The sequence below is a fragment of the Sporosarcina sp. YIM B06819 genome (genome assembly GCF_033485175.1).
Classification (GTDB): Bacteria; Bacillota; Bacilli; order Bacillales_A; family Planococcaceae; genus Sporosarcina.
Map to the genome: position 1 here is coordinate 77,428 of NZ_JAWLIQ010000001.1, position 25,920 is coordinate 103,347.

The 25,920-nt window shown below is 41.1% G+C and carries 24 protein-coding genes, 1 riboswitch and 1 other annotated feature; of the genes, 12 read left to right on the plus strand and 12 right to left on the minus strand.

From position 1 onward, the window contains the following. Positions 1 to 64: 64 nt before the first annotated feature. Positions 65 to 979: a ketopantoate reductase family protein gene (locus tag R2B72_RS00430; protein WP_318614112.1), complete on the minus strand. Its 915-nt coding sequence runs from the start codon at positions 977 to 979 to the stop codon at positions 65 to 67. A gap of 159 nt (positions 980 to 1,138) precedes the next feature. Between R2B72_RS00430 and R2B72_RS00435 the strand changes: the two genes are divergently transcribed. Beyond that, positions 1,139 to 2,353, plus strand: a complete 1,215-nt coding sequence (locus R2B72_RS00435) for an MFS transporter (protein WP_318614113.1) — start codon at positions 1,139 to 1,141, stop codon at positions 2,351 to 2,353. Between the two features lie 113 nt (positions 2,354 to 2,466). Continuing rightward, positions 2,467 to 3,645, plus strand: coding sequence for an MFS transporter (locus R2B72_RS00440; RefSeq protein ID WP_318614115.1), 1,179 nt, complete (start codon positions 2,467 to 2,469; stop codon positions 3,643 to 3,645). A 57-nt stretch (positions 3,646 to 3,702) separates the two neighbouring features. On the opposite strand, the gene R2B72_RS00445 is transcribed toward R2B72_RS00440, so the two are convergent. Both R2B72_RS00445 and R2B72_RS00450 read right to left on the minus strand, forming a co-directional pair. Beyond that, positions 3,703 to 4,128, minus strand: coding sequence for a dual specificity protein phosphatase family protein (locus tag R2B72_RS00445; RefSeq protein ID WP_318614116.1), 426 nt, complete (start codon positions 4,126 to 4,128; stop codon positions 3,703 to 3,705). A 25-nt stretch (positions 4,129 to 4,153) separates the two neighbouring features. Continuing rightward, entirely contained in the window at positions 4,154 to 4,864 is a 711-nt protein-coding gene (locus R2B72_RS00450) for a metallophosphoesterase family protein (RefSeq protein ID WP_318614117.1), read from the minus strand. A 445-nt stretch (positions 4,865 to 5,309) separates the two neighbouring features. On the opposite strand from R2B72_RS00450, the gene R2B72_RS00455 reads away from it, so the two are divergent. Further along, entirely contained in the window at positions 5,310 to 5,861 is a 552-nt protein-coding gene (locus tag R2B72_RS00455) for a hypothetical protein (RefSeq protein ID WP_318614118.1), read from the plus strand. 50 nt (positions 5,862 to 5,911) lie between these two features. Here the strand turns inward: R2B72_RS00455 and R2B72_RS00460 are convergent, their stop codons facing one another. Then, complete coding sequence (locus R2B72_RS00460) at positions 5,912 to 6,526, minus strand: DUF3298 and DUF4163 domain-containing protein (protein WP_318614119.1); 615 nt, start codon at positions 6,524 to 6,526, stop codon at positions 5,912 to 5,914. 148 nt (positions 6,527 to 6,674) lie between these two features. Here R2B72_RS00460 and R2B72_RS00465 point away from each other — a divergent pair, with 148 nt between their 5' ends. Further along, positions 6,675 to 7,106, plus strand: a complete 432-nt coding sequence (locus R2B72_RS00465; RefSeq protein WP_318614120.1) for a YkvA family protein — start codon at positions 6,675 to 6,677, stop codon at positions 7,104 to 7,106. 52 nt (positions 7,107 to 7,158) lie between these two features. Here R2B72_RS00465 and R2B72_RS00470 read toward each other — a convergent pair whose 3' ends face one another. From R2B72_RS00470 to R2B72_RS00485, 4 genes are read right to left on the minus strand one after another with little or no spacing between them, the layout of a single operon-like run. Continuing rightward, a complete protein-coding gene (locus R2B72_RS00470) occupies positions 7,159 to 7,989 on the minus strand; it encodes an energy-coupling factor transporter transmembrane component T (RefSeq protein ID WP_318614121.1) in 831 nt (276 codons plus the stop codon). Beyond that, positions 7,979 to 9,697 (minus strand): ABC transporter ATP-binding protein, encoded by a 1,719-nt coding sequence (locus R2B72_RS00475; RefSeq protein WP_318614122.1) that lies wholly within the window; start codon positions 9,695 to 9,697, stop codon positions 7,979 to 7,981. The genes R2B72_RS00470 and R2B72_RS00475 overlap by 11 nt, the downstream gene beginning before the upstream one ends. Positions 9,698 to 9,713: 16 nt before the next feature. Then, positions 9,714 to 10,271: an ECF-type riboflavin transporter substrate-binding protein gene (locus R2B72_RS00480; protein WP_318614125.1), complete on the minus strand. Its 558-nt coding sequence runs from the start codon at positions 10,269 to 10,271 to the stop codon at positions 9,714 to 9,716. Positions 10,272 to 10,324: 53 nt separating this feature from the next. Beyond that, a complete protein-coding gene (locus tag R2B72_RS00485) occupies positions 10,325 to 11,185 on the minus strand; it encodes an S-adenosyl-l-methionine hydroxide adenosyltransferase family protein (protein WP_318614126.1) in 861 nt (286 codons plus the stop codon). Between the two features lie 79 nt (positions 11,186 to 11,264). Beyond that, positions 11,265 to 11,542 (minus strand) — a binding site (T-box leader). 258 nt (positions 11,543 to 11,800) lie between these two features. Here R2B72_RS00485 and R2B72_RS00490 point away from each other — a divergent pair. The 5 genes from R2B72_RS00490 to R2B72_RS00510 all read left to right on the plus strand — a co-directional run bounded on the left by R2B72_RS00490 (position 11,801) and on the right by R2B72_RS00510 (position 16,419). Continuing rightward, on the plus strand, positions 11,801 to 12,175 hold the full coding sequence (locus R2B72_RS00490) for a nucleotide excision repair endonuclease (protein WP_318614127.1): 375 nt from the start codon (positions 11,801 to 11,803) through the stop codon (positions 12,173 to 12,175). 145 nt (positions 12,176 to 12,320) lie between these two features. Then, positions 12,321 to 13,583 carry a hypothetical protein gene (locus R2B72_RS00495; RefSeq protein ID WP_318614129.1) on the plus strand — a complete coding sequence of 421 codons (1,263 nt, stop codon included), beginning with the start codon at positions 12,321 to 12,323 and terminating at the stop codon, positions 13,581 to 13,583. Positions 13,584 to 13,855: 272 nt separating this feature from the next. Further along, complete coding sequence (locus R2B72_RS00500; RefSeq protein WP_318614131.1) at positions 13,856 to 14,596, plus strand: metal ABC transporter ATP-binding protein; 741 nt, start codon at positions 13,856 to 13,858, stop codon at positions 14,594 to 14,596. Beyond that, positions 14,596 to 15,453: a metal ABC transporter permease gene (locus R2B72_RS00505; RefSeq protein WP_318614358.1), complete on the plus strand. Its 858-nt coding sequence runs from the start codon at positions 14,596 to 14,598 to the stop codon at positions 15,451 to 15,453. The genes R2B72_RS00500 and R2B72_RS00505 overlap by 1 nt, the downstream gene beginning before the upstream one ends. A gap of 33 nt (positions 15,454 to 15,486) precedes the next feature. Beyond that, entirely contained in the window at positions 15,487 to 16,419 is a 933-nt protein-coding gene (locus tag R2B72_RS00510; RefSeq protein ID WP_318614132.1) for a metal ABC transporter substrate-binding protein, read from the plus strand. 46 nt (positions 16,420 to 16,465) lie between these two features. On the opposite strand, the gene R2B72_RS00515 is transcribed toward R2B72_RS00510, so the two are convergent. The 4 genes from R2B72_RS00515 to tenA are packed head-to-tail and all read right to left on the minus strand — an operon-like array spanning position 16,466 to position 19,602. Beyond that, on the minus strand, positions 16,466 to 17,455 hold the full coding sequence (locus tag R2B72_RS00515; protein ID WP_318614134.1) for an ABC transporter substrate-binding protein: 990 nt from the start codon (positions 17,453 to 17,455) through the stop codon (positions 16,466 to 16,468). Continuing rightward, a complete protein-coding gene (locus R2B72_RS00520) occupies positions 17,437 to 18,177 on the minus strand; it encodes an ABC transporter permease (protein ID WP_318614135.1) in 741 nt (246 codons plus the stop codon). The genes R2B72_RS00515 and R2B72_RS00520 overlap by 19 nt, the downstream gene beginning before the upstream one ends. Further along, entirely contained in the window at positions 18,174 to 18,923 is a 750-nt protein-coding gene (locus R2B72_RS00525; RefSeq protein ID WP_318614137.1) for an ABC transporter ATP-binding protein, read from the minus strand. The genes R2B72_RS00520 and R2B72_RS00525 overlap by 4 nt, the downstream gene beginning before the upstream one ends. Further along, positions 18,910 to 19,602, minus strand: coding sequence for a thiaminase II (tenA, locus tag R2B72_RS00530; protein ID WP_318614138.1), 693 nt, complete (start codon positions 19,600 to 19,602; stop codon positions 18,910 to 18,912). The genes R2B72_RS00525 and tenA overlap by 14 nt, the downstream gene beginning before the upstream one ends. A 146-nt stretch (positions 19,603 to 19,748) precedes the next feature. Next, a riboswitch (TPP riboswitch) is annotated at positions 19,749 to 19,852 on the minus strand. 151 nt (positions 19,853 to 20,003) lie between these two features. Here tenA and R2B72_RS00535 point away from each other — a divergent pair. The 3 genes from R2B72_RS00535 (at position 20,004) to brnQ (ending at position 25,917) form a co-directional block, all read left to right on the plus strand. After that, the gene (locus R2B72_RS00535; RefSeq protein ID WP_318614139.1) at positions 20,004 to 21,161 is read left to right on the plus strand and encodes an exonuclease SbcCD subunit D; all 1,158 of its coding nucleotides are present in this window, start codon (positions 20,004 to 20,006) and stop codon (positions 21,159 to 21,161) included. Beyond that, the gene (locus R2B72_RS00540) at positions 21,158 to 24,247 is read left to right on the plus strand and encodes an AAA family ATPase (RefSeq protein WP_318614140.1); all 3,090 of its coding nucleotides are present in this window, start codon (positions 21,158 to 21,160) and stop codon (positions 24,245 to 24,247) included. The genes R2B72_RS00535 and R2B72_RS00540 overlap by 4 nt, the downstream gene beginning before the upstream one ends. Before the next feature lie 314 nt (positions 24,248 to 24,561). Continuing rightward, entirely contained in the window at positions 24,562 to 25,917 is a 1,356-nt protein-coding gene (gene brnQ, locus R2B72_RS00545) for a branched-chain amino acid transport system II carrier protein (RefSeq protein WP_318614141.1), read from the plus strand. Positions 25,918 to 25,920: the final 3 nt, after the last annotated feature.

Consider the following 25,920-nt stretch of genomic DNA (forward strand, 5'->3'; position numbering starts at 1 on the left):
TATTGTATAAACTAAAATGGAAAAACAAGACCGAGTGTGTAAGAAACTCAGTCTTGTTTTTTAGTTATCTATTCTTTTCATAAATCTTTAGTTTTGTATAGATGGTCCCTAGTATCGGGACTGGAATACTGTGTGTATGTGCATGTTGGTATAAGAATCCTTGTAGATGGTCTGCTTCTAATGGAAGGGACTTTTCCAAGTCACGTTGCATAGATGATTTCATCTCATAAGGCATCGCATTTATTTTATCGAGTAGGGTAGCGGTAATGGTTTCCTGTATAGGTACCCCCATTTTACGCATGATTGCTGCGAGTTCTTCTAATAAGGCGGCAATGGTATGGCGACCTGTCTCCAATTCTATAATCGGACCAATGGGTGATTCCATGAGTGAAGTAATTCCAGACATTGTCGTGATAAATAAATATTTATGCCACATTTCTTGAGTAATTTGCGTGCTAAGCTCGAATGAAGCATTGGCTCCTTTGAAAATGGCTTGTAGTTTTTCAATTCGTGGTGTAATTTCACCGGATCTCTCGCCGTATATCAATTGATGACTTGGGCTTTTTTGCAAAATCGCTCCATGTTCGTCAAGCGTGGTTTCGATAAAACATAGGCCTCCAATGACAGCATCTTCTCCAAAAGCTTCGATTAATTGACTGAGATGAGCAACGCCGTTTAATAGAGGTAAAATAATGGTGTCGTCCTTTACGAAAGGGCGTATATCTTCGATGGCTTGTGCGAGATGATAAGATTTTATGGAAATGATGACCAAATCAAAAACCTCGTTACTATCATGGGTGGTAATGAGACGAGGTTCAATTTCCACATTGCCATGTATACTTTCAATTTTCAATCCAGTCTTTGTTAGCAGTTCTTTCCTGCGTTCCCTAACTAGAAAGGTGACATCCTGCCCTTTTTCTAATAGCCTACCACCAAAGTACCCCCCAATTGCGCCTGCTCCGACAACTAGAATTTTCACGATTTATTCCTCCTAATCAATTACGTTTTGTCAATTCTAGTATACATGAGTTAGACTTATAAGAATATTCTTGGATGGATGTTCATCAATCGGGGTCGCCAGTTTTTTGAAAATTGGGCTATACTAATTCTAGTGCTTGATGAAAGAAAGGAAGATTAGATGACGACGATAAAAGAATCAATAACACTTGGAAATCCTGTTTATCCCATTATGTTTGCTATCGCGGGTTGTCATTTGCTGAATGATACGCTGCAAGCAGTGATTCCAGCCATTTTTCCAGTCCTTGCAGAGGAGAAGGGACTCACCTTTACTCAACTTGGTTTTATAGCCTTTGCACTGAATATGGTGGCATCTGTTTTACAACCAGTTGTCGGCTATCTTAGTGATAAAAAACCGATGCCTTATGCGTTGCCAACCGGTATGCTCTTTTCACTTGTCGGCATAGGGGGGCTTGCTTTTGCCCCGGACTACTGGATGATTGTTGTGTCAGTTATGTTACTTGGTTTTGGCTCTGCTGTTTTTCATCCGGAAGGATCACGTGTTTCGTTTATGGCTGCGGGTTCAAAACGAGGGCTTTCTCAATCTATTTACCAAGTGGGAGGAAATTCAGGACAAGCACTTGCACCATTGATAGGTGCATACATATTAGTTCCTAATGGGCAAAAAAGTGCCGCCATATTTATGATTGTTGCGGCGCTTGGTATTTTTATGTTGATGAAGATTTCGGCTTGGTATAAGGAACAGTTGGAAGAGGAAAAACTGAATAAGCGTAGAAAAGTACTGTTATCATCTATCGGGGATTTAACGAAAAAGCAAGTAGGGGTTGCGCTATCATTACTTCTTGTTATTATTTTCGCTCGCTCATTTTATGTCACAAGCATTACAAGCTTTTTCATCTTTCATTTGATGGAGAAATATAGTTTGCAAAGTGGAGAAGGACTATTATACATCTTTCTCTTTCTAGCATTTGGAGCAGTTGGCACATTTTTCGGTGGCCCAATGGCGGATAAAATCGGTCGCAAGAATGTTATTGTCTTGTCACTTGCTGTGCCAATTCCGCTTTGTATTCTTTTGCCTTACGCTCCATTATGGGCAGTGATTGTCTTGCTCATAGTGATTGGCTTTTTTATTATGCTTAGTTTTTCGGTGACGGTCGTTTATGCGCAGGAGCTTGTACCAAGTAAAATTGGCACAATGGCAGGGCTGACAGTTGGTCTTGCATTCGGCATGGGGGCGATCGGAGCTGTTGTCATCGGGATAATGATGGACCATCTCGGCATTTATACGACAATGATTATTGTGTCATTCCTGCCGATTATGGGGCTTGTTGGGCTGGGACTACCGCGTGATGGGAAAATTACGGCTGCTGGCTAATCAAGGAGAAAAAAGATGGTTTTCGTGAAATAAATAAGTAGCTTATTCTTTCGACTCTCATTATAATGGATAGTCGACGCATTTTGTGGCGTCTAGAAAGAAGGGTGAATAAATTGTCACAAGATCAAAAAAAGAAAATGCTTATATTAATGATTAATATGTTTATTGCGATAGGAAGTTTCGGTATTATTATTCCGATTTTACCCGCATATCTAGTATCAATTGGCCAAGCTGGAAAAGCAGCTGGCTTAATGATTGCCATATTTGCCGGCGCGCAGCTTATCGTGTCACCTATTGCAGGGAAGTGGGCAGATAAGTACGGACGAAGAATTATGATCATTTCAGGGCTAAGTGGATTAGCTTTGTCGATGTTTGTCTTTTACTTTTCGGACTCCATTTGGGTTCTCTATTCGTCACGTGTGATTGGTGGAGTAGGGGCAGCGTTATTAATACCCGCGATATTTGCTTATGTTGCTGATATTACAACGATGGATCAGCGGGCAAAAGGCAATAGTTATATTTCAGCAGCTATGTCACTCGGTATTGTCATTGGACCGGGGATAGGTGGATTTTTAGCAGACTTCGGTTTAAAAATGCCACTCCTTATCTCGGCAATTGTCGGCGTTGGTGCGGTCATATTTTCCGCGGTAATGCTGAAAGAAAGTAAGGATTACACTGTTGAAGCTCCTGATGTGAAATCGGAGCCGATGGTAAAAGAAATTGCACAATCATTCAGCAAGCCGTATTTTATCCCTTTAGTCATCACGCTTGTTATGAGTTTTGGTTTAATGGCTTATGAATCGGTCTTAGGCTTGTTTGTGGATAATCAATTCCAGGCGTCTCCAAAGGATATTGCAATTATGGTCACGTCAACGGGGATTATCAGTGTCATCATTCAGTTATTTGCTGTCGATAAGGTTGTACGCCGATTTGGTGAGGCGGCTGTACTCAATATTTTCCTTGGTGTCGCAGCAGTTGGCTTTTTACTGTCGATTCTTGCACCGAGCTATATTATGTTTTTCGGTGTCACGATGATTATTTTCCTAGCCACTTCTATTTTAAGACCTGTTCTGACCACGCTTATTTCTAAGTTGGCGGGGAACGAACAAGGATTTGCAATGGGCATGAACAATGCCTATATGAGTATCGGAAACGTACTTGGACCGCTTCTCGCAGGATTTTTATATGATGTGCATATTTTGTATCCATTCATCCTTGGATTAGTTGTTTTAGTTTTGACCATGTTTGTTTCGATGAGATGGAAAGGGCCAGGGAGCGCGTTATCGAAGTAATGTAAGAACAATAAATAAAATGCCAGTCTCCGTTATATTTCGGATACTGGCATTTTTTTAGTTTTTATAAATTCGTTTTAGTGCTTCTTTAAATTGTAGTTTTACATTTATTGTCGGTCGGATTGCTGTAGCTTGTTGTTCCGCTTCTTCTACGGAGTTTGCTAGCCCTAGTTCCAACAGTGTAGCTGTTGCGACAGTTCCAGCTCGTCCACGTCCTGTATTGCAGTGGAAGTAGACATTTTTACCGGATTTATAGGCATTGACGACTTCTGAAACCGCAGCTTGTATCGATTGATCTTGGTGTTCCGCATCGTCAACGATAGGTTGATGGATGCTGATTTCACTTGAAAGTGGACCTTTTACTTCTGCGCGTAGATCATAGATGACATCAATTTTTTCATTGGCAAGAAGATTTTCAATCGCATCGACCCCGCCGATGAAAATACGATTGGCAACTAGTTCTTCATAGTTTTTGTTTGTCATAGCTCATCACCTCATATGTAGTATATCATTTCTTTACATAGTGCATGACTTTAGCAGGCAGCTCTAGACAGTTTAATTGACCACCATAAACCGCTGCACCGTCAATGCCGATAATATGGTTTTCACCAAAGAAAATCGAATGGTTATTTTTGTCATTATGTAAGATGGTTGTTGGCGTATGCCCAAAAATGACAGTCTTGTCCCCCTTATAGCCATTGTAGAATTCCTCACGAATCCACATCAGGACATAGGGATCTGTTTCACCAATTGGCGTAGTCGGATGTACACCAGCATGGACAAAAATATAGTCATCATGTTCGATGATAGGGTCCAGGCTTTGAATGAATGCAATATGCCCGGCTAGTTTTTCAGAATGGAGCACAGGCTTGACGAAGGCCTCATCTTCAGGGACAATAAATTCATTTTCACTGAACCCATAGCTTTGCAAGGTGTTGCTACCCCCATTGCGATAAGCCCAATGCTTCCAAGAACGTTCATCGTCCGTTGTTAGTGCTTTGATCATCATGTCCTCATGATTACCTTTTAGGACGATGGCTCCCTGTGCTTGTAGTTCAATCACCATATCGAGTACTTTCCTCGCATCGGGACCACGATCTACATAATCCCCTAACAAAATAAGCTGATCTTGAAGTGAATTGTACTGCACATTGGATAAGAGCTGTTCAAGTAGCTCTAATTCCCCGTGGATATCACTTATAACGAGTGTTCGCTTCATCAATTTTCATCCCTTCGACAATACTTCTTATGCATTAAACGTACATTAATGGTAGAGTATTGTAAATAATTTAAAACTATTGTGTAGATATTTGATGCTAGCGAATTATTAAATTATTAAATATTTGATAGTGAATGTTCTGGTAGCAGTGCTGCATATAAAATCACTTATTTCCTGGGGAATACTGTAGATTAATTATCCAAAGAGAGAATTTTTAGTGGAAATATATTTTTTGCGATGGAGTTAATGTTGAAATGGGGGAATAGTTATTGAAAGAATGGAAGTAAGAGATTCAATTATTATTAAAAAATTAAGATATTACATTATTTATACAGATTAGGAAAGTAGCTAATAAGATTTTAGCTTTGAAAAATAGATGGGAATTATGTAACTTAGTTACGCGCAAAACGATCTACTAGGAAATTGAAGGAAGAGGTGCGTTGTCGTGAGTCGAAAACGTTTTTTATTGTCGCTCTGCTTAGTCATTGTTCTTATGTTATTACAAAAACCTATTCCGGTAGCGGCTTGTTCTTGTGCAATGATACCATCCCCCGCAGAGGGATTTTCAAATGCTCAAGCGGTATTTAGTGGCGAAGTGATTGACATAAAAGAGAATAGTGGTTATGGCAAGACTGTCCTTTTTGCTGTGAAGGAAACATGGAAAGGGACGAATGAGACGAAAGTGGCAATAAAGACAGGTTATCGCGAAATGGATTGTGGTATCGAATTTGTAGTAGGACAAGAATATTTGATATATGCCAATCTATCCGATATGTATGAGGAGCAATCATTAACTACTACCATTTGCAGTCCAACAAAAGAACTGGGAGTTGCTACTAAAGATTTAGCAGTCTTTGGTCCAGGGCAAGCTCCGAAGGATGATGTGATTTCTCTAGATAGTGGGACAACAACTTACTTAATTATCGGAGGAGTCGTATTCATCGCTGGATTGTTTGCGATTTTTGGATGGATGAGGTTTAAAAAAGCTGAATCATAATAGAAAAATCAGTTACCGAAACGATGTTAACGTTTCGATAACTGGCTTATTTAAGTAAACGCCATCATTCGATCGAGTGGGCCATTTGGTTGGATAATATCTGCAAGGTCTAAAATCGGGATTGGGAAATATGGGAATCCCCAGACGCCCGCTGTAATTTCGTATTGCTGAAAGTAGATGACGAGCGTCGTATCTCCGATATAGAAATCTTGGTCACTGCGAATTTCTTTGAATGGTGGATCTAGCAGATCGATATTCCAGTCTTTGATGCGTTGTCGAATGATATCTGATAGCTGTTTTACATAATCACTCCCTGGTTTGAATAAATCTTTCAACTCGTACTGTTTTCCAGTCTTTGTATCGAACGTCAGTGATTTAATAACAGTCGTACCATGCGCGCCACCAGTGAATGAATAGACAATCAGATTCAAACTGAGGAGACCACGCTGGTTGGTTTTGAGTTCAAAGTAGGCCACTAATTCCACAAGACTGGGTTCATAGTAACTTTGCTCAACGAGTAGTTTGTTTAAAGTTGTAACAATGGCATGGTTGATGGTGCTTTGGACATTGATATTAGGTAAGTGGACAACAACAGGGTAATAGACAGTCACTTTTGGTGAGGCATGGGGTAATTTCTTCGATACAATTGACACAGGAAGCTCCATAACAGATACCCTCTCTTTTCACTAGAATAGTTCATCGTATGAGGGAAGGGGTTAAAAAAGAAGAAGACTAGCATTGGGCTAACAAATGACTTTACGGCATGTTACATGTAGAATTAATGTATTAAGTGCTTATGCGGGAGGCTGTACAATGTTAACGAATAAACAGAACTACGAAGAGAAATTGAAGAATTTTGATCCGGAATCTGCAATAGCAACAACTGACAACCATTATTCTGATAAAAAGTTTTGGGACAAGGTCAAGGGCTATGGTAAACAGGCAGGGAAGCAGACTGTCTATTACAGCTTGCTACTATTTTATACAGCAAAAAGTCCAAAAGTGCCAAAGTCGTCTAAGATGATTGTTGTGGGTGCACTAAGTTATCTAATCTTCCCTGTGGATCTAATCCCAGATTTTATCCCGGCGGTGGGTCTTGTAGATGATGCCAGTGTGATTGTAGCGGCTGTCATGAAAATCATTCAGCATATTGATGATGATGTGAAAAATAAAGCGAAGCAGCAATTGGTCAAGTTTTTTGGCGATGACGGGAATTATGAAGATATTGATGGGCAGTTATTGTAATGAAAAAAGGTGAGTGTCTGCTGTTACATGCAGACACTCACCTTTTAAAAATTCATAAGAACGGATTATAAAATCGTCCTTGATTGATAAACATAAAAGCAATCATGAGTAAAAAAATAACAAGTGAAATCACAATGGCGATGATGTCTCTTTTAGTAATCGGCTGAAAACTGTACCAAGTCCGTTTTTTATGTTTCCCAAATCCACGCAATTCCATCACGTTACTAATGGTTTCGATTCTATCTAGACTCGATAGAATCAGAGGCAATAAAATCGAACTGGCATTTTTAATGCGTGTTGGGATAGTTGCTTTTCTAGACATATCGATACCACGAGCTTGCTGTGACAGTGCAATGGTTTTGAAGTCTCGTTGAACATCGGGAATATAACGCAGTGCGATTGAAACAGAATAGGCTAAACGATAGCTGACACCAACTCGATTTAAGGATGCCGCAAATTCACTCGGTTGTGTTGTGACGATAAACAATAGAGCAGGAGGAATAACCGCTATGTACTTGAGTGAAATATTAATTTGGTAAAAAAGTTGTTCAAGTGTAAGTGAATAGCGTCCAATCGAGCCCGTAATGGGATGGGATGTTCCGTAAATAAGTGTTCCTTGGTGTGGTGAAAAAAGAAATATAGCGATATTATTCAGTACGAGAAAAAACAGGATGAAGGCAAGAATAAACCCGATTTCTCTGATTTTCACTTTGGATATTTTGAAAATAATGATACTGATTAAGACGATGCTCAGAAGAACCCGTGTATCATACGTGAGCATGGCGGCACTAGACAATAACAAAAAACAAATGAGTTTCGCTGAGCCTGTCAATCGATGAATGACCGAGTCGCGTTCGATATAGCTTAACAACTCACCGCTCATTGAAACGCACCCCCCGGTCATACTGAATGAATTTTTCGATGAATTGAGCTGGATCTGTTATGTCTAATACATTCGCTAATGCAAAAAGAGACGATTGCTTTAAATGTGCTTGGTCAATTAACTGATGGTCAGCAAGAATACAAGCAGGAGAGCTGTCCGCAATAATTGTACCGTTAGACAGGACGACTGCACGTTTTGTATATTCCATCATGATATGCATGTCATGGGTGATTAAAATAATGGTTACGCCACGCTGTTGTAAACTTTCCAGAAACGTCATTAATTCAGTTGTATGTTTATAATCTTGACCAGCTGTTGGTTCATCTAACAAAATTACAGAAGGTTCCAATACAAGAATGGATGCAATCGACAGCCGTTTCTTCTGTCCGTAGCTAAGCGCGGAAATCGGCCAGTTTCTAAATGGATAGAGACCACAAATTTTCAGTGTCTCTTCCACGCGTTCTTTTATTTCAGGGGCGGATAAGTTTTGTTGTTGTAAACCAAATGCTACTTCATCAAAAATAAGCTGTTTGGAGAACATATGATTAGGATTTTGTAAGACAAAGCCCACACGTTGCCCGCGTTCTTTTATGGAGTCATTTGCACCATCCATGCCATTAAATTCGATTGATCCGGCTGTCGGCTTTTCAAAACCACACAATAGTTTGCCAAATGTAGATTTACCTGTTCCATTTGCACCCACAATGCTAATCATTTCGCCTTGATGAATGGCCAAGTTAATGTTTTTGAGAATCGGATTATTTTCTTGGTAATGAAATGATAAGTCTTTCAGTTGGAGCAGTGGTGAGGATTGTACTTGGTCTTTTTCTTCGATTTGAATAGTCTTTAGCCATTGCTGTATTTTCGGAGCAAACGATTTTACGTCCAACTGATTGATGTCCGTGACGTCCATAGTCTCGCCTACTAGACAGCCGGCGTATTTTAATGCTTTTATGTACAGCGGCTCGCGTATGGAATGTTCGGGAAGTAATGTGCCTGTCAATATATCATTAGGTGTTGTATTGGCAATGATTCTGCCTTGATCCATCAAAATAATACGGTCAACCGATTTGGATAGAACATCTTCCAAGCGATGCTCAACAATTAAAACGGTTTTCTGTTCCTTTTTTTGAAGCTCATCCATTAATGCAATGGCGGATAAACCAGAGGCGGGGTCAAGATTTGCTAACGGCTCATCGAACAATACAATGTCAATATCATTGACGAGTACGCCTGCTAACGCAACGCGTTGCTTTTGTCCACCTGATAATTCATGAATTCGAGCGTGTAAGAAAGAAGCCATGTCTACAATGGTGGCTGCATGAGCGACTCTTTCCCTCATTTCTTCCAGTGCAATCGTATTATTTTCAAGAGCGAATGCAATGTCTTCTCCAACGGTTATCCCGATAAATTGACCATCTGTATCTTGTAATACGGTTCCGACAAGAAGTGAAATGGAGAAAATATCAAGTTCTCTCGTTTCTTTTCCTCGAATCTTCAAGCTCCCCGTAAGCTCGCCATCATAAGCAAAAGGAGCAAGCCCATTCAATAAATGAACGAGCGTGCTCTTTCCTGAACCAGAAGGGCCGACGATACAAACTTTCTCACCTTCATAAATGGTTAAATTGATATCTAGTAAAGTAGCTTCAGCTTGACTATTATAGTGGAAATTGACATTTTGAAATTCGATTAGTGGTTGTTTTGTCATATTCGTCATCCTTTTTTTATTCCTCGTAACTCAGGCTCCCTTTTTTAGTTCTTGTTTTAGCATAGGCGATTAACAGGAATGTTCCAAGTACGCCAACCGTTAAAATATTACTAATTGCTGCGATGGCCCCTTGTGTGAATACTTTATTGGCAGGTTCTGCATAAATGACAATATCGAGTATCGGTGCGATGATAACCCACCCGATAGCTTGTACGGATGCTTGCACAATATTAAATGTAATTATTTTCTTGCGACCGAACTCGCCATCCTGAACGTCGAACTTATTTTTAAACAATCCGATCCCTAATCCCACAAAGGCAGAAACAATGACCCAGCTCCACCAAACAGAACCGTAGGAAATAGCATCTTTTAGTGCATGGCCGATTAAACCGATAAAGAGACCTGCAATAGGCCCGAAAATGGATGAAATAAGTGCAAGAAATGCATAATTTGTTTCAATCGATGTATTTGGAATACCAGTAGGGATAGAAGCAAAACGACCTAAAATAACGAATAAGGCCGTTCCAATCCCAATAGCAACAATGGTTTTTGTCGTGAAAATGGATTTACTCATCTGTCAACACTCCAATCTAGTTTTTGGGGATGATGCTTATTCATAAACAATCCTTATTCATAAACAATCCTTGGTGCTTTACGAATTGTGACTTGCCAGGTTGTTCCTGTGCCAATGCGGTAGGCATCTGCAAATGAGCCTTGGTTGATGGCGATGCCGATATTGTCGAGTGAATTGACATAGACAAGTGGTTCACCGATGTGTAAATCTGCAAAGGATCGACCGAATGTCATGATGTTGTTGTAAATCGTACGGCCATCTGTTGTAATGGCAACTTCAAATGAGTCACCATGCTGTTGCGCAATTTCCTTAAATTGTAGTCTACTAATATTGGTCCATAGATTTCCGAAAGGTCTATCAATAATATCGACATTTCCAGTAATCACTTCTTCTTTTATTTCCGATATTTTCAGTGGTAAAGCAATTACTTTTGTAGTCTCAAGAATTGGCCCGATATCTTTAAATTGAATGACATCGGTAGCAAGCCGTGCACCTGTATATGCGAAAATATCTCGTCCGTGGAATGTATGAGATTCGCCAGAGTTTGGAAGACGATTGATTGTTTCGTCAATTTCCCGGACTTCGGTAATGCCAATGAATTGTGCTACATGTGTTAATGTTCCGTTATCAGGTGTCACAATATAGTGGTTGTTGACGGTTTTGGCAACAATTCCACGTCGCTCTGAACCTACACCAGGGTCAACAATCGATACGAAAACCGTGTTGTCTGGCCAATAGCTAATCGCTTGTAATAATCGGTACGACGCCTCCCAAATATTATATTGGGGAATCTGATGTGTAATTTCATAAATAGGAATGCCGCGTTGAACAGCGTTTGCTACACCATGCATCGCACTAACAGCACCATCACTTTTGCCGAAATCTGATTGAAAAACTAATAAACCTGTTGTCATAACCAAACACTCTCCTCGTCTTAAAAGTATATGAAACTAGAAAACAAAAAATCCCGCCCCATCCAATCATTAATTGATTGAAAAGGACGAGATGAATGCTCGTGTTACCACCTTTTTTCGTTGCCTACTCACATAGACAACCTCAGCAAGTACAAAATCCTATTGTGATGGATTTTAGACTGTGATATAGATAACGGGTACCAACTCCCGCTGCTAATCTACTGATGCAAGCAAGTTGCACGTTCAACGCAGAGCTCAGAGGCCATTGTTCAAGTGGAGTTTTTCTGCTTCTTTTCAGCTACCGAAGCTTTCTGTAAGAAATCCTATGCACTTTACTTTTCTCTTCAACGCTTATAAGTTATTAAAATGTACTTTACACGAAGATGAAAGAAAGGTCAATGTATTTCGAGTATTCTTTTTAAGGCGGTTTATTAACCACGATTTTTTTCCACCTTCAACTTGTTAAATGTCAAGTGATGTCCGATAATTAAGTGTCGAAGTAAACGACAGAGAACAACGAGCAAAATAATAACAAGTGCCTGCCGTCCTGCTTCGCTTTTTAAGTGGATTTATGGTAAGATTTAAGTTCAGATTAGAAGAGGACGTGAAGTTGAATTGATTACAATTACAGTACCACAACCAGATATTACAATTGTGCAGCGTAAACAAGAAATGGCTCCAGGAGTTGCGCCGATTAAACCAATTTATGGCTTTATTGATTTCCACGAAATTCCTCGCGATAAGGGCGGCATCATTTTATTTTATAACAATAAAGATGAATTGTTGTTTGCTGGGAAAGCGCGTAAACTTCGCCAACGTGTCAAGAAGCATTTTGAAGACATGGTATCACCGATCAAAGACCATCGCAATGAAGTGAAAGAAATTGCTGTCATTATCGTAGAAGATCCAATGGAACGAGAAATCTATGAAACGTATATTATTAATACGCAACGTGCGAAATATAACGTCGATAAAGTATTTTTTGAGTGAACTTGAATCAGCGTAGACCCTGCTGATTCAACATTTGGACGCAATTACGCCGAGGGTAATTGATTAAGTTCGATGAATCGAAAGCTGACTGCCATGTGCAATCAGCTTTTCTTTTTGACTACATACATATGAAAAGGGTGGAAGCATGGACGAAAGATTGCAACAGATTATTGACGAGGCAAGAGTGAACTTTGGATTGGATGCATATGAGTTGGAGAGGCATTCGATTAATAAAGAAAGAGATAGCATGGGTGAGGCTTATTATATTGTCAATATGGAGTGGTTTCCAAAAGAATTGACTGAACCCGTGGAAGACGACATGAATCCGGCGGGCACTGCGTGTATGGACTATAATATTCAAGAACAGCGCTTTGATAGGATTATTTTCACTCAGGAGCAATCATTTTCAACGATATCACCATTTGTAGGAAAAACACTTGAAGAAGTGGCGACTTGGCTCGAAAAGCAAACAGGATTGACGTACGGCATTGATTTTAAACTTACACAAGCTTGCGGCGATGAGTTCCATTTTGAAATGGATATAGAAGGCGTTCGTATGTCACCAGGTTGTATGATGATTGTGGAATTTGATGAAATGGGCAAACTTACTTCCTATTCAAGATATGGTACTGCTCCCCGTGAAGAGGACATCAAGAAATCTGCATTCACGCTAACACTGGAAGAAATCGAGCCTCTCGTTAAAAAGCAGTTACAACTCGTTAACTTTCCGTCTGAATCAGAAAATCGATTCATTCCGGCCTACGCGATGGAGGAAGTATTTGTGACAGTGGACGGCCAACGGATTATTCCATTTTTTGAGCATGAACGTACAATCGTAAAAGTGGATGCAGTATTGGAATGGGATCATCCGCTTGTGCAAACATTTAAGCGTGAAGAACTACACTTCGTTTCTGAATCAACTGTCGAAGTGGCGTTTGGTCAAGTCGCCGCTGATGATAAATTACTATTGACAGACCATCAAATTGAGCGCAGCAAAGGGGTAGTACGTGATGTCTTACGTTCAGAATACCCACATGAATCGGGAAAATGGCGGCTTGCGGAACTTCGTCGTCAAGAGAATTTCATTGAAGCGCATTGTAGGTGTATGACAGAAAACTCGACAGTATTTAATCGTAAAGTTGTTGTGTTTATCAAACCAGAAACTATGTCTGTTTTGAATTTTGTAGATAATGGAGCGATGGTGGAGATATTTGATACGTTTGCTCCAGCCGAACAAGCAGTTGTTACACATGACGAAGCTTTTGAGAAAATGGTGCCGTATATTACGCTTGATCCGACATATGTTTATGATGAACTGACGGGGAAATATATATTGTGTGGACTGCTTGATGCTGCGGAAGCGGTGGATGCAGTGACAGGAGAAGTTATTTCGTTGAATGATCTTTAAAATGGGAAGTGAGGATACTGTAACAGTGGTGTCCTCATTTTTTTTTGTAGTCGAGTTTCGCGTCTATCACTATAATTTTCTGACATGAAAAAACTTTTGCTTTACATTTCATCATGAATCTTTTACTATGAAGATAGAAAGTTTCCTAAGGGAAAGAACTATCACATTCATTTTTTTTGCCTATAAAGTTTCCCGAGGGCAAAAAAATTTACAATATAAGTTGCCTTGAGGAAACTTATTGCATATCAATAACTATATGGAGGTGTCGTGCAATGAAAAATGCAATGACTGTGTCAAATTTACATGTGTCGTATTACGGAAAAGAAGTGTTACAAGATATCGGATTTACAATTTCAGAAGGGACATCAGTTGGGATTATTGGACCGAATGGGGCGGGGAAGTCGACTTTGCTCAAGTCATTACTCAATTTGATTCCGAAAGACAAGGGCGATATAACCATCCTGGGCTCTACGCTGAAAGAGGTGCGTAAACGAATCGCTTATGTCCCGCAGCGTAGCACAATCGATTGGGATTTCCCGATTACAGTAAAAGATACCGTACTGATTGGCACGTATCCGACACTTGGCATCTTTAAAAGACCAGGTCGGAAAGAGAAGGAATTGGCGTTGAAATGCTTGGAAAAGGTAGATATGGTCGCGTTTCAGAATCGGCAAATTGGCGAGTTATCAGGCGGCCAGCAGCAGCGAGTTTTCTTGGCCAGAGCCCTTGCGCAACAAGCAGACCTGTTCTTACTCGATGAACCATTTGTCGGAATTGATGCAACGAGTGAAGAAATGATTGTCAATATTTTAAAAGAGTTGCGTGATGACGGGAAAACAATCATTGTTGTTCACCATGATTTGAATAAAGCAGAAAAGTATTTTGATGAACTGCTGTTGTTAAACAAAGAGTTAATTGCGAAGGGCCGCGTGAAAGAAGTGTTTACACCTAAAAATATAGTCAGTGCGTACGGTGGACAATTGTCCTTTTTAGATGAGGTGATGGCGAAATGATGCAATTTATCGAAGCGGTTATGCAATATGGTTTTCTTCAAAAAGCACTGATTACATCTGTAATGGTTGGTATCATTAGTGGCGTTGTCGGTTGTTTTATCATTTTAAGAGGGATGGCGTTAATGGGGGATGCGATTTCTCACGCGGTTTTACCAGGTGTCGCAATCTCCTTCATGCTGGGTATTAATATCTTCTTCGGGGCTGTAACAACGGGTATTTTAACAGCTATTGGAATCGGCTTTATCAATCAAAATAGCCGTATAAAAAATGATTCTTCAATTGGTATCATGTTTACAGCTGCATTTGCTGTTGGGATTATTCTCATTACAGTCTTGAAAAGCAGTACAGATTTGTATCATATTTTGTTTGGTAATGTGTTGGCTGTTAGACCTTCGGATATGTGGATTACACTTATCGTCGGCATCATTGTCTTGGTCAGCGTGTTTCTGTTTTATAAAGAATTGCTCGTCAGTTCGTTTGATCCAATTATGTCGCAGGCGTACGGTCTTCCGAACAAGCTGATTCACTATTTTCTAATGGTGTTGTTGACGCTTGTGACAGTCGCATCGCTACAGACTGTAGGAATTATTTTAGTAGTGGCAATGCTCATTACACCAGCATCGACAGCTTATTTACTGACAGATCGATTGTCCACGATGATCTTCCTGTCGGCATTATGCGGCACGATTTCAGCGGTCATCGGCTTGTACTTGAGTTTTACGTATAATCTTGCGTCGGGTGCAACGATTGTTCTTGTTGCCACGGCTTTGTTTTTCGCAGCCTTTATTTTCTCGCCAAAACAAGGATTATTGTTGCGAGCTATTCGAGTAAATAGACAAAAGTCAGCCGTCTTATAAGCGGTATTCTAAATGAAGAGGGGAAGTTATTGAATGAAAAAGAGTATGTTACTGATTGCAATGCTGGCTATTGCAGCCATTGTATCGGCATGTGGCCAGGGCACATCTGCACCGAAAGAGAAAAGCGATAAATTGCAAGTCGTTGCTACGTATTCGATTGTGTACGATATTGTAAACAATGTGGGGGGGGATTTGGTCCAGGTACATAGTCTTGCACCGATCGGATCGAACCCTCACCAATATGATCCACTTCCAGCAGATGTCGCGTTGACGACAGATGCGGATGCTGTATTTTACAACGGGTTAAATTTAGAAGAAGGTAATGCCTGGTTTACGAAATTGATGGAAACGGCAGGCAAGTCGGGGGAAGATGCACCCGTATTCCGTGTAAGTGAAGGGGTTGTGCCGATGCTCCTGAATTCAAAGGAACATAAAGGGGAAGAAGATCCTCACGCATGGCTTGATGCGCGTAACGGTATTAAATATGCAGAAAATGTTCGGGATGCCTTAATAAAGGTAGATCCTAAAAATGCGGATAGCTATACTAAGAATGCAGATGCTTATATAGCCCAACTTGAGGTTGTTCATGAGGAAATTATGGATAAGATGAGCCAGATTCCGGAAGAACGGCGTATCCTCGTAACGAGTGAAGGGGCTTTCAAATATTTCACTGCAGCGTATGATGTTCGTGCGGCCTTCATTTGGGAAATTAATTCACATAATGAAGGAACGCCTGAACAGCTAACAAGCATCATCTCGATCATTAATGAGGAAGATGTTCCGGCGCTATTTTTAGAAACAAGCGTTGATCCGCGAAGCATGGAGATGGTATCAAGAGAAACGAAAGTACCGATTCATGGCAAGATATTTACAGACTCTCTTGGAGCACCAGGGGAAGATGGCGACACGTATATCAAATTGCTACAATGGAATACGGATATGATTTATAGTGGTTTGAAGAAATAAAAAGTAGCTAGGATCTCACATTTAATTGAGGTCCTAGCTGCTTTTTTTAGTTCATATTCACAAAAATCTCTTCAAGATTCGCTTCCTTTTTCAATAAACCCGTTGCCTTCATCCAATCGGCAGTTACTCTCCATGTCTCTTCGTCTTGTTCACCAAATGTACTAGGAGACTTCATTTTCGGCAGAAGAATTGAGAGGGACTCTTTTTCTACTTCTTTAACGAGTGGGAAGTTGGCTTCGTCTTGGTGTTTTAGCAAAATAGATAGCGCTTCTTCCGGGTCCTTTTCCATATCATCAAAAGCTTTTCCAGCTGCGCGCCAAAATGCTGCGATATTTTTCTGTTCTTTCTTCCAAGTATCATCACTTGTCACGACGACTAGCTCGTAAAAGGAAGGTACACCGAAGTCTGTCGGGTCGATATAGCCCGTAGGAAATCCTTCATATTCTAGTAAGGGTACTTCGTGATTAATATATGCGCCGATGACAGCGTTCGTTTTCTTTGAAATCAATGAAGAATTCAGCTCGAAACCAACATCTACCATATTAACTTTACTGTAGTCAGCATCGTCAGCAACCATCATCGTCTCAAGCATTGCTTCATTCAAAGGAATGCCAGTATAGCCGACTGTTTTCCCTTCCAAATCTTTCGGTCGCTCAATGCCACTCTCTTTTAGAAAAGCAACATGATTCAATGGTGAGCGGACGAGGACGCCGACGGACTTTACGCCGATGTCCTGTTCAGAGCGTGCGATAATGACATCCGGCTGATATGTGATACCCATTGTTACTTTTCCTGCAGCGGCAAGATTGATTGGGTCGGTCGGATTTGCTGGAAATTGAATATCCAGTTCGATACCTTCATCAGCAAAATAACCTTTTTCTTCGGCGACGTAGAGGAAGCTATGTACTGCATTTGGATACCAATCGAGCATAATACTTACTTTTTCGGTTTCTTCTTTATTGCACGCGCTAACCAATAAAATAAGCGCAATGCCGGTTAACAATAAGGTGATCTTCTTCAATTTTTTATCCTCCATTTTAACATGCGATTTTCAATAATGGTAACGCCTATGAATAAAGTAATGCCGACGATCGTGAGTACAAGAATCGGCGCGAACACTGCCGCGCCATCGAATTGTGTCATCATGCGACGGCTAAAGTAACCGAGCCCGGCCTGCGCACCGAGCCATTCTCCAATAGCTGCCCCAATTACACTTAAAGTCACCGCGACTTTCAACCCGGAAAAGAAATGAGGAAGAGCAGTTGGGACAGAATATTTCAAGAAAATATCTTTTTTTGTAGCACCCATTGTTAACAATAATTCCTGCATGTCTTTTTTTCCGGATGCCAGTCCATCAAATGTATTCACTGTAATCGGGAAAAAGGTGATGAGTACAGTGACAGCGACCTTGCTCCAAATTGTATAGCCGAACCATAGAACGAAAATAGGTGCAAGTGCGATAATGGGAATCATTTGGGATGCGATGAGAATCGGATAGAATGCCTTTCGTACGCCCGGACTGGCAGACATCCACACTGCTATTATGGACCCTGCAACGATTGAAATGATAAGCCCGATGATGATCGTTAGCAAAGTCGCTGGCAAATGATTCAGTAATAATACTTCCTTTAGCTCCCAAAACCGACCTAAGATTTGAATGGGAGAAGGCAGGATGAACGGTTTGTCGTAAAGGCGTGCACCTAGCTCCCAAAAACAGACGAACAGTATGAAAATCATAAGGGAAGAAGTATTTTTCATACGTGTACCTCGCTCCGCAGATTACTAAGCAACCGCTCTTTCAGTTCGAGCATTTCGGGATGATGTAAATCAATACGTGTTCGTCGTCTTGCAAGAGGTACTTCGATCTCTTCGATTGAATTGACCGGTTTATTTTTCAATAGAAAAATACGATCGGATAGAAATAAGGCTTCTTCGACATCATGGGTTATGAATAAAACCGTAACTTGTCGCTTTTTCCATTGGTCGATCAACCATTCCTGCATGGAGAGCCGTGTGATGGCATCGAGTGCTGAAAAAGGTTCATCCAACAGTAGTAAGGGATTGCCAGACAAGACTGCGCGTAGAAAAGCTACACGCTGTTTCATACCACCTGATAATTCGGCTGGATAACGGTCTTCTGTTCCGGCAAGCCCAAATTCATGCAATAGTGGCTGGACCAGTTCACGTGCGGGCTGCTTATCCATCCCTGAGATTTCAAGTGGGAGGCAGGCATTTTCTAAAATGGTTCGCCACGGTAGAAGTAGATCTTGTTGTGGCATATAGCCTACTTTTCCAAGGCGATTGCCGTCTGGATTGTCCGCAAGTGAAATGGTCCCTGCTGTAGGTTCATCCAACCCGGTAACAAGGCGGAAAATCGTACTTTTTCCCGAGCCACTCACACCGACAATCGAAATGAATTCGCCAGGATGGATGGTAAATGACAGTCCATCGAGTATGTTGCTAGCGGATGGATAATTAAATGAAATACGGTCAAACGCCAACATGAAAACTTTTTTCTCCAGGCCACATCTGTTTGTCGTTTGCCATATCCCAGAACATGTATTCAAAACGTGTCGTATTAAGGAAAATTTCTTCGAGTTTCAACAGTTCATGTTCAGGTTTACCAGCCGCAGCTTTATCCATCAATTCGATGCACCAACTAGCGAGTTCACCGAATTCGTCTGATGAATACATGCGGACCCAATCTCCGTATAACGGATGATCTTTGGCACCTGGAATAGCATTCAGCTCCTTGCCAATTTCCCAATAACTCCACGCACAAGGAAGCAATGCCGCAATGACTTCTGCAACTGTCCCATTTTGGCAAACATGCAACATATAATGCGTGTACGCAAGCACAATAGGGGACGGCTTTGCGGCTTCAAGTTCTTGTACCGAAATACCAAATCGTTGTGCATAGCTTCGGTGTAGGGCCATTTCGGTGTTCAACGTACCATCAAGTAGCGTTGCAAACTTGCCCATCGTTTCCAAATCGTCCGCTTTAACAGCGCCAATCGCAAACACTTTTGCGTAGTCAATTAAATACAAGTAATCTTGCACCATATAAAATCTAAATTTATCCGGATCGAGCGTCCCATCACCAATACCTTGCACAAATGGATGGCTATGATTCTGTCTCCAGATTGGTAAGGTCTTTTCAAGCAAGCGGTCAGTAAATTTCATAACTAAAACACTCCCTTTTTATTTTTATCCAATCAATCCGCCGGAGGCTTTAACTTTACTTGGAAGAATAAAGTTAAAAACCCACTCCTTGAAGAAGAAGTGGGTTGTGGACAGTCAAAAATATCCGGAAGATAGACCGGCAGAATTTCTTGTCAGCACCTCTTCCTTACGCTGGTATTAACCAGTTCAAGTTATAAGGGTCAAGGCACATGCCTCTCTCAGCTCTGTTAGAGCACCCCTAGCGGTGGATCTTATGCAATTGGACTTGCCCCCATTATAGGCATATGTAAATCACAAGGTCAACCATTAGTATGGAAATAGGAGGAAAAGTGGCAATGGATTCATTTTTTCGGCCTAGTCCTGTAAAGTAGTAGCAAAGAGGGTCGAAAGGGGACAAGACATTGAAATTTTTCCATACGGCGGATTGGCATTTAGGCAAACTAGTTCAAGGAGTTTATATGACAGATGGGCAGCGCTATGTGCTGGATCAGTTTATTGAAGCGATAAAAGAAGAGAAGCCAGATGCGGTTATTATCGCAGGAGATTTGTATGACCGGGCAGTACCGCCAACTGAGGCAGTTGCGTTGCTCGATGAGGTACTTGAAAAAATAATACTAGAATTGAAGACGCCTGTTCTTGCAATCGGCGGCAATCATGATAGCCCGGGGAGGCTGAACTTCGGTAGCGGTTTGATGCGGGCTAACGGTTATCATATTGCTGGTCAAATGGCGAAGGACATTGAGCCAGTCGTTCTGTCGGATGAATTCGGTGAAGTTCATTTCCACCTAGTGCCGTTTGCAGACCCTTCCGTTGTGAAACATCTTCACGATGATGCCACAATTTCCAATCATAATGATGCAATGAAAAAAGTAACAGAAAGTATTTGTGCAAACTTGCAGGAAAACGCGCGTCATGTTTTTGTTGGACATGCATTCGTGACTTCTCACGGAGAAAGTGAAGCGAACACGAGCGATTCGGAACGTCCGCTAGCTATTGGGGGCGCTGAATATGTATCAGCACATCTATTCGAGCCATTCCATTATACAGCACTCGGTCACTTACATCAGGCGCATTATGTGTTGAATGAAACTGTTCGCTATGCAGGTTCGCCCATGAAATATTCCATTTCAGAACAACATCACAACAAAGGATTTTTTGTTGTTGAACTTGATGCTGAAGGACAAGTGGTTGTTGAAAAACGGGAACTGATACCCCAGCATGATATGCGGACAGTGGAAGGCACAATGGAGGACATTTTATTGCATGCCATTAGTGAAGATTATGTATTCGTTAAGTTGCTAGATGACACGCCGGTTTTATTCCCAATGGAAAAGGTTCGGTCGGTCTATCCGAATGCAATGCATGTTGAACGGAAAATGTTTATGCCGTTAAGGAATGAAGAGAATGAACAGCGGATTGACCATGGAAAACAGGATGATGTGGCACTTTTTAAAGCATTTTACGAGGAAATGAAGGGTGAAGCGGCGGATGCGGAAACAGAAGAACTGTTTGCACAAGTGCTTCACGAAGTTATGCACAAGGAGGGGCTTGCGCAATGAAACCTATCCAATTAACAATGACAGCATTTGGACCGTATAAAGGGACGGAAGTCGTTGATTTTAGAGAGCTAGAAGACAATCGGCTGTTTGTGATTTCTGGTGCAACGGGTGCCGGAAAAACGACGATTTTTGATGGGATTTGTTTTGCGTTATATGGACAAGCGAGTGGCGAAGACCGAGTGGATAGTGGAGCGATGCGCAGTGATTTTGCGGATGATGCTGTACCGACAACGGTTGAATTGTTGTTTGCTATACATAACCGAACGTATCGTATACTGCGGCAAATTCCGTATATCAAACAAGGTAATAAAACGAAATCGGCTGCCCGTTATGAGTTTTATGAAGTGACAGCTGATGGAGAAGTACCAATTGTTGATCGGCAAATTGTGTCTGAAATTGATAGAAAAGCTGAGGAGCTAATTGGTTTTACACAGGCCCAATTCAGCCAAATTGTCATGCTACCCCAAGGGGAATTCCGCAAGTTTCTAACATCTGATACAGAAAATAAAGAAGCAATTATGCGGAAAATATTCAAGACAGAACCTTACCGTGAAATTGTAGACAAGTTGAAAGGCAAGAAGGATGCAGCGCAAACGGCACTTCTCGGCGAAAAACAACAAAAAGACGGACTCGTTAAGCAAATACCATCACTATTACCGCAGCGCGAATCGGCTATTTTTGCCTTATTGGCAAATGATAATGTTAATGACCATCAAGTGATGAGCGCGTTGGAGACGGAACAGGTATTTTATAATGAAAAAGTAACGGTTGATAAACAGCGTTATGAAACGGCTGTTCAACAACATGCGGAAATGCTTGAAAAGTACCATGCAGCCAAAGGATTAAATGAGCGATTCGATGAGTTAGCACAAAGAAAAGCAGTCTATGAAGAGCTATCGAATAAGGTCCCATTTTTGGAAAAAGAGGCGAAACGGCTTGGGGATGCAGAACGTGCAGTGGCGATTGAACAATTGGACATGCAGTTTGTAGAGCTTAAGAAAGAAGTGGGCATTAAACAAGAGCATCTTGAAAAAGCTGTTCGTACCGTTCAAGTCATCGCAAAAGAAGTAGAAGAGATTGAAGCACAGTATAGTATTGAAGAAGGAAAGAAGCCTGAACGTGAAGAATTAGCAGAGAGCTTGATTCGATTACATGACGCATTGCCACAGGTTGCAGCGTTGGCTTCTAAAAAAGAGACGCTCGCCATGCTGAAAAAAGAGTTGCATACACGACAAATAGCATTACAAGCAACCACCGAAAAGTCAGCCATTGAAATCGAAAAAGTGAATGCCATCAAAAATCAGATAGAGCAATTAGAAAAGAAACTAAGCATATTCGATGATCAAGTTGAATTGCTGGCAGCAACGACTGAAAAAAGCCGTAGTGTTGATGAATTTATTGCTTTGGCGGCACAAACAGCTATATTTGCCAATGAGCGTAATAACCAAGAAATAGTATATATGGAAAGTAAAAAACAATACGAAACGTTAGCGCAACATTGGCTCATGAATGAAGCGGCAACATTAGCAGCGACGCTTCACGACGGGGAAGCTTGCCCTGTTTGTGGTAGTAGTAATCATCCAGAGAAGGCGCATCGTGGAGAGGTCGAGGTTACCAAGGAACAACTTGAAAAGGCGAATGCTGAGCTTGCACGTATTGAAAGCAGTTACCGTACAGCGGTAGCGAATTATGACAGTGCTTTCAAGCAAACAGCATTAAAAGAGAGTGGACTTGTTCAAATTGATGTTGATGTGGAGCATGTAGAAACAGAAAGTAGTAGCCTGCAAGTCATGAAGAAGCAGTTGGAACAAGAGGTGAAGGTACTTCGTGCAACGCGGCAAGAACTGAGTCAATTAAAGGACCAGCTAATGCAGCAAAGCAAAATTGCTGAAGAATTGGTGCAACATAAGGCCGTTATCGAACGTGCTGTTTTTGACTGTCAGGCATCGTATGAAAAAGAACAAGCCCTTTTTGAACAAACGTTGAACGCTATCCCTGAAGATGTGCGGGAGCTGAACGTACTAGAGCAACGCATTGCTGCATTGACACAACAAAAAAGAGCATTGGATATTGCATGGGAATCAATTCAAAAGCGACGTGAAGAAAGCAAAGAGCGTCTAACTGCTAGTAAATCGGCTGAAATGCATATGAAACAGGCGCTTGTAGAGGCGGAAGGAAAGCAACGTACTGCAAAGCAACGATTTGTAGAGGCATTACAAAAATCGGAGTTTGCCACGGAGCAAGCTTATCACGAAGCAAAAATGGACGAAGCTTCACGTACGAAATTGAAATCAGATATTGAGAACTTCAAACAACAGTTTTATGCTGTACGTGAAGCAGTGAAAGAGCTTGCGGCATTGCTTGAAGGGAAAGAGAAGATTGAAATAAGTGGGCTGAATCAGGCATTAGTCGAATTGAAAGCCACTTATGAAGCAGCTTTAACAGCGTATAATAGCTCAGTGGAATTTGCCAAGCTGGCTACACAATTGCAAGAGAAAATAGGGAAATCTATGACAATCGTTGCGACGCTTGAAAAAGAATTCGGCAAAGTGACCGATTTATATGATGTTGTCAGAGGGCATAATGGATTACGTTTGTCATTTGAACGTTTTATTCAAATCGAATATTTGGAGCGAATTATTCAGTCCGCGAACCTACGACTTAAAGAAATGTCGGGTGGTCAGTTCGAATTGATACGCAGTGATCGTCAGGAAGTTCGGGGTAGGCAAAGTGGGTTAGGCCTTGATGTCTATGATGCTTATACGGGGCAAACACGCGATGTGAAAACATTGTCAGGTGGCGAGAAATTCAATGCATCTCTTTGCCTAGCACTTGGTATGGCAGATGTTATTCAAAGCTTCCAAGGTTCGGTGTCGATTGATACGATGTTTATTGACGAGGGCTTCGGTTCATTGGATGAAGAGTCATTAAATAAGGCGATTGATACGCTCATTGACTTACAGAAGTCGGGGCGGATGATTGGTGTTATTTCACATGTTGAAGAACTGAAAGTGGCATTTCCTGCTATACTCGAAGTGAAGAAGTCGAGGGAAGGGCATAGTCACACTCGCTTTTTAATCAAATAAATTGCTAGATACACCCGTATGACAAAAAGTCTTTGTCGTAGGGGTGTTTTTTAACAAAAGTAAATCAAACAATGTCATCCTTCAAGTGCCCAATTATTATTCTAATTGCAACCTCACGATTCTAATTGCAACTCCGCGCTTTTAACTGTAACTCCACGATTCTAATTGCAAAATCGACTACCCAATTAAACTCCCAAATAAGTATTTTCAAAAAATTTTCAGTAATATATTGCATTTCGCTGATGAAAGAGGTATTATTACCTCAGTGATATATTGCATATAAGCGAGTTAGACATCTAAGGGGGAACTAAATTATGCAGAAGAAATTACCGTTTACATCGTATCTTGTTATTGGTGTCATGTTATTCGCTTTATTTTTTGGAGCTGGAAATCTAATATTTCCCGCACAACTTGGACAGAATGCGGGCACAAATCTTTGGCCAGCTGTTTTCGGATTTTTAATTACAGGCGTAGGATTACCGTTTCTCGGAATTTTAGCTATTGGATTTTCAGGGAGTAGCAACTTGCAGGACCTTGCAAGTAGAATCCATCCCACGTATGCAGTGATTTTTACATCGCTTCTTTATTTAACAATCGGACCATTTTTCGCAGCACCACGTACAGGGGCAGTTGCGTTTGATATTGGCATTGCGCCTTTTATTAGTGAAGGCAATATGCAGATTGCGTCTATTATTTTTACGTTGATTTTCTTCGGTATTACATTGTGGTTGTCGTTGAATCCAGCTAAAATTGTTGACCGCGTTGGGAAAATACTGTCACCAGCAATTATTATTTTACTGCTAATCTTGCTTGTCATGGTAATTGTAAAACCAATGGGAGCGATTGGGTCTCCGCAGGATGCCTATGCAAGTGGGGCATTTATGAAAGGATTCACGGAAGGCTATAATACAATGGATGCATTGGCATCACTTGTGTTTGGAATTATCGTCATCAATGTCATTCGTTCAATGGGCGTCACAAGTAAGCGTGGTATTTTAGCTGCGACGGCTAAGACAGGTGCGGTTGCAACAGCGTTCCTTGCGATTATTTATGTAGGTATTGCATATTTGGGCGCTACAAGCACAGGATTGCTAGGCTTTTTTGATACTGGAGGACCTGTGTTAAGTGGAGCTTCGACGCATTATCTTGGCACATTTGGACTGGTCATGTTGGCGGTTGTTATTCTTCTTGCCTGCTTGACGACAAGTATCGGACTGATGACAGCTTGCGGGGAGTATTTCCATACGTTGATGCCGAATATTAGTTATAAATGGTTCGTCACGATATTTACAACATTCTGTTTTGTGGTGGCGAACTTCGGGCTGTCGAATATCATTACTTACTCGATTCCTGTCTTGATGTTCTTGTATCCGTTGGCTGTTTCCTTAATGCTACTAACGTTTGCCTCACCATTGTTCCACCATTCACGTCTGGTGTATGTAACAGCAACAGCTGTGACGTTTATGATCAGTGCCATCGACGGCCTGAAAACACTTTGTGACTCATTGACAATTGATTATTTCGGATGGATGGCACCGATTGTTTCGTTCTATGAAGAGGCATTGCCATTTTACAGTCAAGGTCTTGGGTGGTTGCTGCCCGTCCTTGTCATCATCTTTATAACAGGTATTGTTGCTCGTATGCTAAAAACTTCCTCTGTGGAGGCATAATAA